Source organism: Halopenitus salinus, from assembly GCF_042662125.1.
Lineage (GTDB): Archaea > Halobacteriota > Halobacteria > Halobacteriales > Haloferacaceae > Halopenitus > Halopenitus salinus.
The window spans coordinates 368,309-381,465 of the sequence record NZ_JBHSXL010000006.1; the positions used below are offsets into that span (position 1 = coordinate 368,309).

11 protein-coding genes and 1 tRNA gene are annotated in these 13,157 nt (G+C 68.1%); 4 read left to right on the forward strand and 8 right to left on the reverse strand.

Going from position 1 to position 13,157, the window contains the following annotated elements; genetic code table 11:
- Positions 1–242: 242 nt before the first annotated feature.
- Positions 243–315, reverse strand: a tRNA-Arg gene (locus ACFQE9_RS08040).
- A gap of 248 nt (positions 316–563) precedes the next feature.
- Here ACFQE9_RS08040 and ACFQE9_RS08045 point away from each other — a divergent pair.
- Together ACFQE9_RS08045 and ACFQE9_RS08050 are read left to right on the forward strand one after the other, a co-directional pair.
- Positions 564–2,414 (forward strand): UvrD-helicase domain-containing protein, encoded by a 1,851-nt coding sequence (locus tag ACFQE9_RS08045; protein WP_379742950.1) that lies wholly within the window; start codon positions 564–566, stop codon positions 2,412–2,414.
- Positions 2,411–3,616, forward strand: coding sequence for a M24 family metallopeptidase (locus tag ACFQE9_RS08050; protein WP_379742952.1), 1,206 nt, complete (start codon positions 2,411–2,413; stop codon positions 3,614–3,616). The genes ACFQE9_RS08045 and ACFQE9_RS08050 overlap by 4 nt, the downstream gene beginning before the upstream one ends.
- 29 nt (positions 3,617–3,645) lie before the next feature.
- Here ACFQE9_RS08050 and ACFQE9_RS08055 read toward each other — a convergent pair whose 3' ends face one another.
- Genes ACFQE9_RS08055 through ACFQE9_RS08080 form a run of 6 tightly spaced genes read right to left on the reverse strand, consistent with a single transcriptional unit; the run spans position 3,646 to position 10,407 of the window.
- Positions 3,646–4,719: an AbrB/MazE/SpoVT family DNA-binding domain-containing protein gene (locus ACFQE9_RS08055; protein ID WP_379742955.1), complete on the reverse strand. Its 1,074-nt coding sequence runs from the start codon at positions 4,717–4,719 to the stop codon at positions 3,646–3,648.
- 2 nt (positions 4,720–4,721) lie between these two features.
- A complete protein-coding gene (gene phoU, locus ACFQE9_RS08060) occupies positions 4,722–5,396 on the reverse strand; it encodes a phosphate signaling complex protein PhoU (protein WP_379742959.1) in 675 nt (224 codons plus the stop codon).
- 4 nt (positions 5,397–5,400) lie between these two features.
- Positions 5,401–6,387 carry a phosphate ABC transporter ATP-binding protein PstB gene (gene pstB / locus ACFQE9_RS08065; RefSeq protein WP_379742962.1) on the reverse strand — a complete coding sequence of 329 codons (987 nt, stop codon included), beginning with the start codon at positions 6,385–6,387 and terminating at the stop codon, positions 5,401–5,403.
- Positions 6,380–8,002 carry a phosphate ABC transporter permease PstA gene (pstA, locus tag ACFQE9_RS08070; protein ID WP_379742965.1) on the reverse strand — a complete coding sequence of 541 codons (1,623 nt, stop codon included), beginning with the start codon at positions 8,000–8,002 and terminating at the stop codon, positions 6,380–6,382. The genes pstB and pstA overlap by 8 nt, the downstream gene beginning before the upstream one ends.
- Complete coding sequence (gene pstC, locus ACFQE9_RS08075) at positions 8,002–9,126, reverse strand: phosphate ABC transporter permease subunit PstC (protein ID WP_379742968.1); 1,125 nt, start codon at positions 9,124–9,126, stop codon at positions 8,002–8,004. Before pstC ends, pstA begins: the two co-directional genes overlap by 1 nt.
- Positions 9,127–9,183: 57 nt before the next feature.
- Positions 9,184–10,407: a substrate-binding domain-containing protein gene (locus ACFQE9_RS08080; protein WP_379742971.1), complete on the reverse strand. Its 1,224-nt coding sequence runs from the start codon at positions 10,405–10,407 to the stop codon at positions 9,184–9,186.
- A gap of 247 nt (positions 10,408–10,654) precedes the next feature.
- On the opposite strand from ACFQE9_RS08080, the gene ACFQE9_RS08085 reads away from it, so the two are divergent.
- Positions 10,655–11,707: a halo transducer protein gene (locus ACFQE9_RS08085; RefSeq protein WP_379742974.1), complete on the forward strand. Its 1,053-nt coding sequence runs from the start codon at positions 10,655–10,657 to the stop codon at positions 11,705–11,707.
- A gap of 208 nt (positions 11,708–11,915) precedes the next feature.
- Complete coding sequence (locus ACFQE9_RS08090; protein ID WP_379742977.1) at positions 11,916–12,770, forward strand: DUF7260 family protein; 855 nt, start codon at positions 11,916–11,918, stop codon at positions 12,768–12,770.
- A gap of 15 nt (positions 12,771–12,785) precedes the next feature.
- Here ACFQE9_RS08090 and ACFQE9_RS08095 read toward each other — a convergent pair whose 3' ends face one another.
- Positions 12,786–13,076 (reverse strand): DUF7533 family protein, encoded by a 291-nt coding sequence (locus ACFQE9_RS08095; protein ID WP_379742979.1) that lies wholly within the window; start codon positions 13,074–13,076, stop codon positions 12,786–12,788.
- Positions 13,077–13,157: the final 81 nt, after the last annotated feature.

Consider the following 13,157-nt stretch of genomic DNA (forward strand, 5'->3'; position numbering starts at 1 on the left):
ACGTCACTCGACGACGCGCCGGACCGACACGAACGGTCGCTTCGCTCGTCGTGCAACGTCGCGCAGAAAGGACCGAACGAACATGGAGAAACGACCAAACGGACATTGAGAATACGACCAAACGGACATTGAGAATACGACCAAACGGATAGAAGTAAGCGTCCTGACGGAGTTCCACGCGAGCGAAGCGAGCGTGGAGCAAGTCAGGACGTGAACGTAGTGAGTGCAACGAACGAAGTGAACGTCCTGACGGAGATTTGAACTCCGGTCCCTGGCTCCGCAAGCCAAGAGGATAGTCCACTACCCTATCAGGACTCATCTACCAGTAACCGCGAGGTACTTAAGATGGTTACGGTCCGTCGTCGTGTGTGGGTTCGGGGCTCACGATCGATGGAGAGAGGCTCGTCGAGCGGCGGAGAGACGCTCACGGTCGGTGGAGAAGGGTTCGTCAAAGAGCGGCGATCCGTTCGTCGATCGACGCGGGGCCGGTCCGTTTCGCCCCGATCCGGCGGATCGATCCGAAGCCACGCCGTTTATCCGAGCGCACCCCGTGTAGGGGTACAATGACCGATGCCGACCCGACCGTGACCCGCCTGTTCGGCGGTCCCGGAAGCGGGAAGACGACGGCGCTGCTCGACCGCGTCGACGAGCTGCTCGAGGAGGACGACGTCGACGTGCGTGACGTCCTCGTCGTCTCCTACACCCGTGCCGCCGCCGCCGAGGTCCGCGAACGGCTCGCCGAGCGCCGCGACCTCTCGCCGCGATCCCTGCAGGGTAACGTCTGTACCATGCACGCGAAGGCCTACGAGCTGCTCAACCTCTCGCGTGGCGACGTCGTCGGCGACGACGACAAATCCGAGTTCTGCGAGGAGTTCGGGATCGAGTTCGAGGACGAATACGGGGGGGCCAGCCGCCGCACCGCGCGGTCGACGACGATCGGAAACAAGATCATCGCCACCTCACAGTGGCTGCAACGGACCAAACGCGACGTCGCCGACTGGTACGACGTCCCCTTCCAGTGGAACGTCGAGGAGGTCCGGCTCCCCCCGGAGGTCGACCCCAACGCCCAGGAGGGCAACAAGTACACCCCGACCTGGCCGGCCGACGACGACCGGATCGACGTCCCCGAGGCGATCCGCGCCTGGCGCGCCTACAAGGGCGACAACGAGCTCGTGGGCTTCGCGGACATGCTCGAGCGCGTCGCCCAGCGCTCGCTCGTCCCGAACGTCGACTACCTGGTGATCGACGAGTTCCAGGACATCACCACGCTCCAGTACGACGTCTTCACCGAATGGCGACCGCACATGAAGAAGGCGCTCATCGCGGGCGACGACGACCAGGTCGTCTACGCGTGGCAGGGCGCCGATCCCGACCTCCTGCTCGACACCGACGTCGACGAGGACGTCGTCCTCCCGAACTCCTACCGGCTCCCCTCCCGGATCCTCAACGTCGTCAACGCCGAGATCCGCCACATCGACAAACGCCAGGAGAAGGACCTCAGGCCCCGAAAGGAGGGCGGCATCGTCGAGGGGATCGAGAGCCCGTCCATGCTCGATCTCGTCCGGAACGTCCGATACACGATCGATGACGACGACGGGGACGTGATGTGTCTCTTCCGGGCGCGCTATCAGATGTTCGACTTCATCGACGAGTTCCTCGATCACGGGATTCCCTTCCAGCTGCTCACGGACGGACGGATGTGGACGGACCGGCTCACCGACTACGTCCGCGCCGTCGAGAAGTACAACGACGACGAGCCCGTGACCGGACTGGAGGCCCGACGGCTCGCGGACATGCTTCAGGACTCGACGTTCGGCACGAACGAGCGTGACGACTTCTACGACTACCTCGACGACCGCGAGGAGTCGGCCGAGGTGGAGGACATCACGGCGATCGACATCGAACCGGAGACGATCACGGAGTACGCCCCGTTCATGCCCGACCGGGCGAGCGCGGGCGACATGGTTCGGAAGGTGACGAGCTTCCAGCGCAACTCCATCGGGGCGTACTTCGACGGCGACTACCAGGACGTCGAGCCGGGCCGCGTCCGCGTCGGGACGATCCACTCCGCGAAGGGCCGCGAAGCGGACCACGTCTTCGTCTCGACGGACCTCACGGAGAAGGTGGTCGAACAGCTCGCCGCCTCCGTCGAGGACCCGACCGACGTCGACGGCGTCGAGGAGTTCACGAAGACCACGAGCCCGGTTCCGGTCCTCGCCGACAACGAGCGACGCGTCTTCTACGTCGGAATGTCCCGTGCACGCGAGCGGCTGGTCCTCCTCGAGAACCTGATAAGCGGTGCCCCGACGCTGCCCGTGAGCGTGCTGCTCTACAACGAGCTGCGCGAGGAGCCGATCGAGGAACTGCTCGAGGACGTCCAGGCGGAACTCGCCGCGCCCGAACCCGAACCGTGACCGGCTCGGAGGTCGCGTCCGGCTCGGCCCCCGTCGAGACGGGTCTCACCGCGATCGCCGAGCGGCTCGCGGACGGCGACGCAGACGCGCTCGTCGTGGTCGGCGACCGGTTCGATTCGGACCTCCGGTACCTCTCCCGGGCCGGCACGTTCGACGGACGGGCCGCGATCGCGGTGAGCGAGGACGACGCAGTCCTGTGTCCGCCCGCAGTCGAACGCTTCGACTCGTCCGTTTCGCCAGTCGAGTCGAGGTTCCGTCGAGGGCGGGCGACGAACCCGATCGACCGCTCCGTCCGACCGGTCGACACGGACGACGGCGCGCCGGTCGGCGAGCGAGCCGCCGCGGCGGTCACCGAACTGGTCGGTTCGGGCGCCGACGTCGTCGTTCCCCGAACGCTTCCGCACGACGCCGCGGTCTACCTGAAGCAGGCCGGCCACTCGATCGCCTCGACGACGGCGGTTCGGGAGGCGCGCACGACCAAATCCGACGCGGAGATCGACCGCCTCCGAACCGTCCAAACCGCGGCCACGGCCGCGATGGGCGACGTGGCGGCGATCGTCGCAGAGAGCACGGTCGCTTCGGACGCGTCCGGGAGCCTGTGCTGGCGGGAGGAGCCGCTATCGGCGGAGCGGCTCCGTCGCGAGGCGGATGCGGCGCTGGCTCGCGCCGGGGTCGATCCCGCCGGAAACACGATGGTCGAGGGGTCGCAAGCCGACCGGAACGTGCTGCGAGCCGGCGACCCCATCGTCGTCTCGATCGCGCCGCGTGGCCCTGTGGGCTATCACGGCGCGTTGACCCGGACGTTCGTCGTCGACGGCGACGGCGGGTGGGAACGTCGCGCGCACGTCGCGGGCGAGACGGCCGGAGAGATGGCGGTCGACGCGGCCGATCCCGGCGTCAGGGTCGCGGTCGTGAGCGAGGAGATATCGGCGGAGGTCGGCGCGTACGGGTTCGATCCGGCCCCCGGCGAGTCCGGTTCCGGAGCCGTCGCCGTGGTTCACGGGGTCGGGTTGGACCGCCGCGAGCCGCCGTCGGTCGACGGCGAGACGGAGTTGCGTGCCGGAACGGTGCTCGCGGTCGAGGCCGGCGTTCGCGACCGGGAGAACGGCTCGATCCGACTGCGAGACCTCATGGTCGTGCGCGAGTCGGGCGGCGAGCGCATCGGCGAGTGTCCGAGCGCGCTCGCGCCGGAACGGTATTGAGGCAGACGGGGTCGGTTCTGAGGCGGACGTCACCGACTTGTGGGCCCGATCGCCCCGTCGGGCCGTTCCGTGGGCGGATCGCCTCGACGGATCGCTCGAGAGAGACCGAGTTCGGCGAGGACGCCGCCACGTTCCGCAGTCCGTCGAACCCGGTCCAAGACGGAGCGAAGCTCCGGCGTGTCGCCGTCGTCCTCGGCGAGCCGGCGGTCGAATTCCTCGATCGACTCGCACGTCCGGCTCTGAGCGTCGAGCGCGCGCCGCGCGGCGTCGACGCCCTCGTCCTCGACGACGACGCTCACGCCGTCGGAGACGACCGACCGGGCCTCCTCGGCGAGCTCGCGGATCTCAGCGATCCGTGATTCGGTCGGCGGATCGTCCATCCGCGCCGCGACGGCGTCGATGCCCGTGGCGGCCTCGCGGACGCGTCCGAGCTCGCGCATCGCCGTCCACGACTCGAACAGATCCGGGCGCGTCGTCCCGAGCGCGTCGAGTTCCTCGAGGTCGGCGAGCCCGCGGGCCACCGACCGGTCGATCATCGCCGACAGCCGATCGGCCTGCTCGTCGCGAGCGGTGACGGCCGTCCGATCCTCGGCGTCCGAAAGCGACTCGATCGCCGCCCGCTGCATCGAGTCGACGACGAACCCGAGCTGTCGGAGCGACTGGCGCACAGAGACCTCCTCGGAGTCGAGCAGCATCCGAACGGTCGTGCCCGCGTCCGACTCCTCCGTCACGGACGTCCCAATCCGGCTCCGCTCGATCCGCTCGAGGGCGCGCCGCCGGTCGGGGTCGAGCGGCTCCTCGTGTTCCAGTGTCACCGCCGTGGCCCCGGCCGCGTAGGCCGCCCGAAGCGTGCGCTCGAGGGACGTCGGATCGACGGCCGACGCCGGAACGGAGGCCCGCAACGGGTCGTCGTCCTCGCATCGATCGCGGGTCCCGGTCCGATCGTCGCTCCCGTCTCTCGCCTGGATGGTGAGCACGCCGTCGACGTGGTCGTGGAGCGTCACCGTGTCGCCCGCGTCGATGCCCTCCGCGTCGGCCCACTCCTTCGGCAGGGAGACGGTGTAGGTTCCGTTCCCGACCGTCTGCACCTTGCGCGTCTCCATCGTCAGTAGATCAGCTCCGGATCGCTTTCGACCATGTACAGCGTGCGTGCCGCGACGTTCACGGCGTGGTCGCCGATCCGCTCGAGGTCCCGGATCGTCAACAGCACGCGCGAGACGTCGTCGAGCAGCCGCTCTATCGCCCACGGATCGTCCTCGACGCTGCGTTCTATCAGCTCGCGGGTGACCGTCTCGCTGGCCCGGTGGCAGAGCGCATCGACGTGGTCGTCGTCGTCCGCGATGTGCCGACACGCGTCGACGTCCTCGGCGTCGTACGCCTCGAGGCTCCGCTCGAGGAGCGAGAGCGCCTCCTCGCCGATCGCATCGAGCGCGACGTCGGGGGCCACCGGTCCGTCCGCGGCGATCACGTACTGTGCGAGGTTGACCGCGAGGTCGCCGATCCGCTCGAGGTCGGTGATGATCTTGAACGAGGCCGTGAGGAACCGGAGGTCGCCGGCGACGGGCTGCTGGAGCGCGAACAGGTCGACGCAGTCGTTCTCGAGGGCGAGATACCGATCGTTTATCTCCGCGTCCCCCTCGATGACCGTCCGAGCCAGCGACTCGTCCCCCGTCGAGACGCTCTCGAGGGCCGTTTCGAGCCGGTCGATGACGCGCTCGCCCATCGCGAGCACGTCGGAGCGGATCCCCTCGAGCGCCTCCTGGTAGCGTTCTCGTGGCATGCGATCACCCGAACTTTCCGGTGATGTAGTCCTCCACGCGCTCGCTGTGTGGGTCCTCGAACACCTGGTCCGTGTCGCCGTACTCGACGAGCTCGCCGCCCGTGAGGAACACGGCGGTCTGGTCCGAGATGCGCGCGGCCTGTTGCATGTTGTGCGTGACGATGACGACCGTGTACTCCTCGGCGAGGTCGTCGATCAGGTCCTCGATCTTCGCGGTGGCGATCGGGTCGAGCGCGGACGCGGGCTCGTCCATCAGGATGACCTCGGGGTCGACAGAGAGACAGCGGGCGATACACAGCCGCTGCTGCTGTCCGCCGGAGAGCCCGAGGGCGTTGTCGTCGAGGCGGTCATTCACCTCCTCCCAGAGCGCGGCGTCGCGGAGACACCGCTCCACGAGCCGGTCGCGCTCGGCGTCGTCGCTTCGGTTCAACAGCCGTGCCAGGAGTCCCGTGTCGATGTCGCCGTGCTTCTCCGGACCGTACGCGATGTTCTCGCGGATCGACTTCGGGAAGGGGTTCGGCGACTGGAACACCATGCCGACCCGCTTGCGGAGCTCGACCAGGTTGACGCCGTCCTGGTAGATCTCCTCGTCGTCGATCCGGACCGACCCGTCCACCCGAGCGCTCTTGATCCGGTCGTTCATCCGGTTCAGACACCGGAGAAAGGTCGACTTTCCACAGCCGGACGGGCCGATGAGTGCCGTGACGCTGTTTTTCGGGATCTCGATCGAGACCCCGTTCAGCGCGTGGTCGTCGCCGTAGTGAACGTCGAGGTCCTCGACGGCGAACTTCGCGTCGCCCTCGAACTCGTACTCCCGCCACTCCTCGAGGACGCGCTCGTCGGTCTCGCCGGTCGTCGTCGACGAGCGCCCGGTCGCGGAGTCGTCGCCGATCCCGACGGACGCCGCGTCGGCCCGTTCGGCGGTGTCCGCACCGTTCGTTTCCATGGTGTCAGCGCTGTCCCTCTCCGTGGTTCGGGTGATGTCACTCATGTCGAAGTTGCCTCCGGAAGTAGTACCGCGTGCCGATGCCGATCGCGTAGAACGAAAGCACGACGAGAAGCAGGACGAACGCCGTGGCCCACTGGAACTCCGTGGGGTTCGAGACGTTGTCGCCGAGGCCGACGCCGGCGGTGATCAGGGCGTAGAGCTGGAACGGCAGCGCCGTCGTCGCCTGGAGCAGTTCGGGGTTGGTCACGAACGGCGGCCGGGTCGTGAACGCGAAGCCACCGATGACGTTCGCGGCCTGGTCCCTCGAAACGAACGTCCCGCCGGTCATCGTCAACAGGATCGGCGCCGTCTCGCCGGCGATCCGACCGACGCCGAGGATGACGCCCGTGACGACGCCCGGAAGCGCGGCCGGGACGACCACGCTGCGGATCGTCTGCCACTTCGTGACGCCGAGCGCCGCGCTGGCGTCCCGATACTCGTCGGGAACCGCGATCAGCGCCTCCCGGCTCGTGATGAGCACCAGCGGAAGGAGCATGAACCCGAGCGTCAACATCCCCGAGAGCAGCGACTTGTTCCCGCCGAACCGCGGGACGAGGAACGTGAACCCGAACAGCCCGAAGACGATGCTCGGGGTGCTCCAGAGTCCGTTGGTCGCGATCTCGACGGCCTGCGTCAACCGCCCGCGCTCGGCGTACTCCGTCAGGAAGATCGCCGCCCCGACGCCGAGCGGAACGGCGAAGATCACGGCCCCGACGACGAGCCATATCGTGCCGACGATCGCGGGGAAGACGCCCTGGAAGTCGTTCAAGAGCCCGACGCCGTTGGTCACGAACGGGATCGAGACCGGGAGCGCGACCGAGAGTCCGAACACCGACACGGTCGGTCCCGCGCCGAGGGCGAACTGGGAGCCGTGGAGCAGTCCCGGAATCCCGCGAACGGCAGTGAAGGCGATCAACAGGAACAACACGCCGATGATGGCGCTCGCGTTCACGTAGATGAGGAGGTAGGCCCCCATCCGTCTCCCGCGGGCACCGAAGCCGCCGTACGCCTTCGCCGCGGCCCATCCCGAAAGCAGCGCACACCCGGCCGTCGCGGCCGGAACGAGGAACGAGGCGGTGATGGATGCCTGCTGTTCGAACCCGAGGTCCCACACCCACGACGGGCCGACGATCCCGGTCAGGAACGCGCTTCCGACGACGATCGCCACCGCACCGGCCGGCAGCGTCGACCCGATATCCTCGCGGGTCAGGGCCGTCACCGCGAATGCGATCCCGCCGGCCGCGACGGCGACGGGGAGCCGGAGAAGGAGCCCGGCGTCGAACAGCCACGCCGACGCCATCCCGCCGAGGCCGAACCAGATGAGCGTGAAGGTGGCGGTGGCGACGAGACCGGCGTGCGGGCTCGGTTCGGTCTCGACGTACTCGAGGGACGACCCGACGCCGAAGGCGATGACCGCTCCGCCCAGCACGGCGAGCAGGCCACCGAGCAGGGTGACGGTCGGGACGCCGGCGATCGATCCGCTGATCGAGACGGCGTCGAAAAGCACCGCGACGCCGAACGCGAACAGGGCCACCGCGAGCGCGATCGCGACGCCCGCGACGGCTTCGGTTCCCGTCGTGTCCTCGCGGACCAGCGTGGTCTCGGTGGCGCCGGCCATCAGATCTCACCCCCGAGCTTCTCGTGCATCCGCCACTCGATGTACTGCGAGCCGATCGAGATGCAAAGCACCGTGACGAACAGGATGACGCCCGCGACGAACAGCGCGTCCATCTGCAGCCCGTTCGCGTTTCCGTAGTTGTTCGCGATCAGCGAGGTGAGCGTCTCCTGACCGTAGAACACGTTGTACAGCGGGTCGGTGAGCTGGGGCACGCCCCGAAGCATCACCGTCGCCGCCATCGTCTCCCCGATGGCGCGCCCGACGCCGAGCAGGACGGCCGCCGAGACGCCCGAGAACGCGGCGGGGATCGTGATCGACGTCATCGTCTGCCAGTCGGTGGTGCCCATCGCGAGCGACCCGCTCTTCATCGACTCGGGGACGCTGCTCAGCGCGTCCTCGGCGACCGAGACGACGGTCGGCAGCGCCATCAGCCCGACCACGATCCCGACGAACAGGTACGAACCCTGACCGGTGGTCCGAAACTGGGCCGACGCCCACGGGCTCAGGATGGTGAACCCGATGAAGCCGTAGACGATCGACGGAATCCCGGCGAGGATCTCGACGCCCGGCTTGACGGCCTCGCGAACGGCACTCGGCGCGATCTCGGAGAGGAAGAGCGCCGCCGCGACGCCGAGCGGGGCGGCGACCATCGTTGCGATCGTCGTCACCATCACGGTCCCGTGGATCATCGGGACCATCGAGTACCGGATCGGGTCCGAGACCGCGTCCCAGCGCGTCTGGGTGAACAGCCGCAGACCCGGGACCGAGACGCCGAACACCGTCGCCGATTCGTAGTACAGCACGGGGATCGACTCGACGAAGATGAACACGGTGATGAAAAGCAGTATGAGGAGGGTCGAGACGGTCATCGAGAGGGTCAACACCCGGGCGGTTACTCCCTGGTACCGGATCCAGCCGTACCCGGCGGCCGCCAGGAACGCGACAAAGGGGAGGGCCGCAAGCGGCGACGCGAGCAGGAACCCGACGAGCGAGGCCAAGAGCGCGACGGTCATCGTGCCCACGGTGACGAGCGCGCCCGTCGCGGTCTCCTCGCGGAACGCGCGGAGCCGTCGACGCCATCGCGTCACCGCGGCGTCGGTTCGTGTATCGGTTGTATGAGACATGATGAAATACGGATGAGAGTCGTTCGCGGCGCGTCCCGCCTCAGATCGCCGTCCGGATCACGCCGGATCCGGAAGCTTCTCCGCCTCGGCTTCGATGTCGGCCGTCGGAAGCGGGATGTAGTTGTTGTCCTCGACGAAGACGGTCTGGCCGAAATCGGTCAGGAACATGTTCAAGAACGCCCCTTCGCGACGATCCGTACCGTTCGGCGTTTCCTCGGTGACCTTCGTGTACATGTGGAGGTCCCGGTTGAGCGGGTACTCGCTGTCGAAGATCGTGTTCTCGGCGTCCCGGTCCGGTTCGTAGACCGTCCCGTCGAAATCGATCGCGATCGGTTGGACGGCGTCGCTCGTGAACGCGAGCGCCATGTATGCGATCGCTCCGTCGTTGTTGGCGACGGCCTCGGCGACCTGCTGGTTCTGCCCGAACCGGGTGTCGACGCCGGACATCGAGGCGTCGGCGCTGCCGAGCATGTTCAGCCGGAAGGAGGTGTCCGTTCCAGAGCCCTCGGCGCGACCGATGACGTAGATCTCCTGATCGGGACCGCCGATCTCCGACCAGTTCGTTATCTCGTCCTGGTAGATCTGCCGGACCTGCTCTCCGGTGAGCTGCTGGACGCCGTTGTCGTAGACGTCGCTGCTCACGACGACCGGCTGGCCGTCACGCCCGACGACGTGGTCGACGAACTGCTCGTCCGCCTCGGACTCGCTGAGCCCGAGTTCGGCCGTTATCGGCCCCGACGAGTTGCCGATGTCGACGAGCTCGTCGCGAACCGCCTCACATCCCGTTCCCGAGTGGCTCAGGCTCACGGTCGTGTTGTAGGGGGGGTTCGACCGCTCCCCGGTCGCCTCGAAGCCGAACTGGCTGGCGAAGTAGTCGGCGAGGTGCATGTCCGTCCCGATCTCGTCCCACCCCGGCACGGACGTCTCGTCGTTCGATCCCCAGTACTCGCCGTCGCTCGGCGGCGCGTTGGCGTTCCAATAGGAGGCGCCCGTATTCGAGATCGGGTACACCGTCGAGGATCCCTCGGCGGTGAGAAGCGCCTGCCCGCCGCCGTTTCCGTCGTCGCCACCGTTGCCGCTCCCGCCGCGTCCACCATCGTTACCGTTGCCGCCGCCGTTCCCGCTCCCGCCGCCGTTTCCACCGCTGCCGCCGTTTCCGCCACCACCGCCGTTACCGGTACTGCCGGTGCAGCCCGCCAGCCCCGCCGACCCGACGACGCCGGAGGTGACCAGAAACTTCCGCCGTGATACGCCGTTTTCAGCCCAGTTACGGTCAGACATCACCAGAACGATCCGGAGGTCCTTGTAAACGGGTTTATATTTCTGATATGTCCACGTCCGGATTCGTTCGGAGACGAGGGTATCGGTACGTGTCCGTACCGATCGGAAGGGTCCAGTACTGATCGGAGCGGTGCAGTACGAACGTTCCGTATCCCTATATAGTCGTTCGGAACGGTACTGGGGGAAACGGTCCGTAACGATAGGTTCTGACGGAAGCTATACACGAGGTCGGCCGGAATTCCCGCTCGTGACCGAGACAGACCGCCCCGATCCGGACACCGTCGACACTGCACCGACCGCACAGTCGATCCTCGACCGGGAGCCGACGGTCGAGTCGGTCGTCGAGGCCGTCGCCGAGGGGACCGACCGCGATCCGGAGGCGATCCGCCGGTCGCTGGACCCGTTCGCGGAGGACGACGTTCTCACGGCCGAAGCGGTCGAGGAGACCGTCTCGGACGTCTCGAAGATCCTCGCCACGGCCGAGACGCGGGTCGACCTCGCCGCGCTCGACGCCGATGACGCTCGGGCCGCCGCCGCAGCCGTGACCGACCTCGACGTCGTCGATGCCCGACTGCGAGGGTTCGATGACCGCCTCGCCGCCCTCGAGCGCCGGACCGACGAGCTCGGCCGGTCCGTCGGGGCGGCCCCCGACGAACTCGAGACGCCATCGGCCCTCCACCGATCGGCGGTCGAACTGCGCGAGACGGCGGCCGACGCACAGCGTGTCGTTCGGGTCGCCGACGACCTCGCCAGCGACCTCGAGGCGTTCGAGTCCTGGCTCAGTTCGCCGGATCGACGAACCGAGGAGCTCGCGGCCGACGTCGAGGCCCTCGAGGAGGCCCTCGTCGATCTTTCGTCCGTAGCCGACCGGATCGACGAGCGGACGGCGGCCGATGAGGAGGGACCCGATGTGGACGAGGAGGGGGCGTTCGAGACCGACGGTGAGGAGTGGACGTCCGAGACCGACGGTGAGACGAGCCACGCGGCCGAGTGGGCGGACGCCACGGTTCGAGCGCGCGTTCTCGAGCTGTTGGTGGCCGACCTTCGGGCCGAGGAGGACGACATCCGAACGTGGGCCGCCCGCGAGAACGCGTCGGTCCCCGAGTCGCTTCGACGGCGGATCGACGCCGCGGATCGACGTCTCTCGATGCTCTCGACGACTCTTTCGGACTTGGCAGCCCCCGACTGGCACGACCGATTCGCGGAGCGCCTCGCGGCGACCGACCGAGCGCTGGCACGGTTCGATCCGCCCGTCGCCTGGGGCCGGGTGCGCGAGGAGATGGCGGAACCCACCGCGTGAACTCCCGTCCGCCCGGACACGACGCGCCGACGTCACTTCGCGCGTGTGCGGCCACCACGGTTCCGCCCGGCCGAATCGGGCGATACCGACCGATCCCCACGGTTCCGCAGGGAGTCCGCCGCCGGGTCTATATAGCACCCCGTAGTCTCGGCACCCCTCCGTAGCGATCTTATAAGCGATTAACCCCTCGCCGCCCGCGTGCGATCGTATGTCAACCGGATCGAAGCGGGCCGGGGACGACGGTGGTGAACGGAGGAAGGAGGACGCCCGGAACGACGGCAGCCTCGACCCCGAACGCACACGCGATCGACTCGAATCGATGCGTGGAGCGCTCCGAACCGAGCGACGGCGCCTGGTCGACGAGCGGCAGGCATTCGGCGCCTTTCGAAAGCGACTCTCGGAGATCGATCCGGGCCAGCCGCCGACGGGACGGTCCGCCGGCTCGCGAGTCGTCGGGACGGCCCCAGCCCGCTCGGTCTCGCCCGGGCTCGTCGCCGTTCGCGACGCCTACGAGGAGACGGTGATGAGCGTTCCCCACTACGCCGAGGACTACGACGACACCTACCCGGAGAGCCTCGAGGCCGAGTTCGGCGCGGGGATGGCCGCGGCGCTCACTCGCGGATCGGCGCTCGATCCCTCGCTCAAACGCGAGCTTTCGGGGGCGGCCGGCCGGCTCCGGGAGAACCGGGACGCGTTCGTCGGGACGCTGGATACGGAGGCGTCGTCGCTTTCCGCCCGCTCCGACCGACTCTTGGAACTCGATGCGGAACTCCAGGGGATCGCGAACGCCGAGTTCGGGGACATGGACTTCGGCGCCCTCGACGCCCACCGCGCACGGATCGAGGCTCTTCGGGACCGATGTGAGGAGGACGTCCGCGAGCGCCAGGAGACGATCCACGAACAGCGCCGCGAGCTTCGGGTGCCCGGCGACAGCCCCGACGTGCCCCGATACCTCTACCGCGAGCAGCCGGCACGACATCCGATCCTCTCGATGCTCGCGGACCGGATAGACCGGCTGGACGCGCTGCGGTCGACCGTCGAGACGGCGATGGCCCGGCGGTGAGAACGAGCCCGACGTTCACTCCTCGAGCGAATCGGCGGCGTCGCTCGAGACCGACTCCGCCCCCTCCTCCTCGTCCCTCGTCGATCGAAGTCGCTGCGGAAGCAGTCCGGCGAGCAGCCCGCGGAGGATCCGCTCGGGGTCCAGGAAGTACTGCGGGAGGACGACCATCGCGACGGCGACGACCACCATGGCGGCGCCGAGGGCCGTCTCGCCGTCGAGCGCGCGCATCACGCCGTAGTTCGCGACCGGCAGCGCGAACACGAGCGTGGTCGCGAGCCCGATGGTGTCCAGGATTCCGAATCGCATCGGCGATCGGTAGCCCGCGACGCCGTATAAGCGACGCGAAGCGACCGATTCGAGTGGACGGCGTCGGACCCACCGTCGTCA

Coding starts and splice junctions, on each gene's coding strand:
- ACFQE9_RS08045 (WP_379742950.1), top strand. CDS start 564: ATGACCGATGCCGACCCGACCGTGACCCGCCTGTTCGGCGGTCCCGGA.
- ACFQE9_RS08055 (WP_379742955.1), bottom strand. CDS start 4,719: ATGGAGACGCGCAAGGTGCAGACGGTCGGGAACGGAACCTACACCGTC.
- phoU (WP_379742959.1), bottom strand. CDS start 5,396: ATGCCACGAGAACGCTACCAGGAGGCGCTCGAGGGGATCCGCTCCGAC.
- pstB (WP_379742962.1), bottom strand. CDS start 6,387: ATGAGTGACATCACCCGAACCACGGAGAGGGACAGCGCTGACACCATG.
- pstA (WP_379742965.1), bottom strand. CDS start 8,002: ATGGCCGGCGCCACCGAGACCACGCTGGTCCGCGAGGACACGACGGGA.
- pstC (WP_379742968.1), bottom strand. CDS start 9,126: ATGTCTCATACAACCGATACACGAACCGACGCCGCGGTGACGCGATGG.
- ACFQE9_RS08080 (WP_379742971.1), bottom strand. CDS start 10,407: ATGTCTGACCGTAACTGGGCTGAAAACGGCGTATCACGGCGGAAGTTT.
- ACFQE9_RS08090 (WP_379742977.1), top strand. CDS start 11,916: ATGTCAACCGGATCGAAGCGGGCCGGGGACGACGGTGGTGAACGGAGG.
- ACFQE9_RS08095 (WP_379742979.1), bottom strand. CDS start 13,076: ATGCGATTCGGAATCCTGGACACCATCGGGCTCGCGACCACGCTCGTG.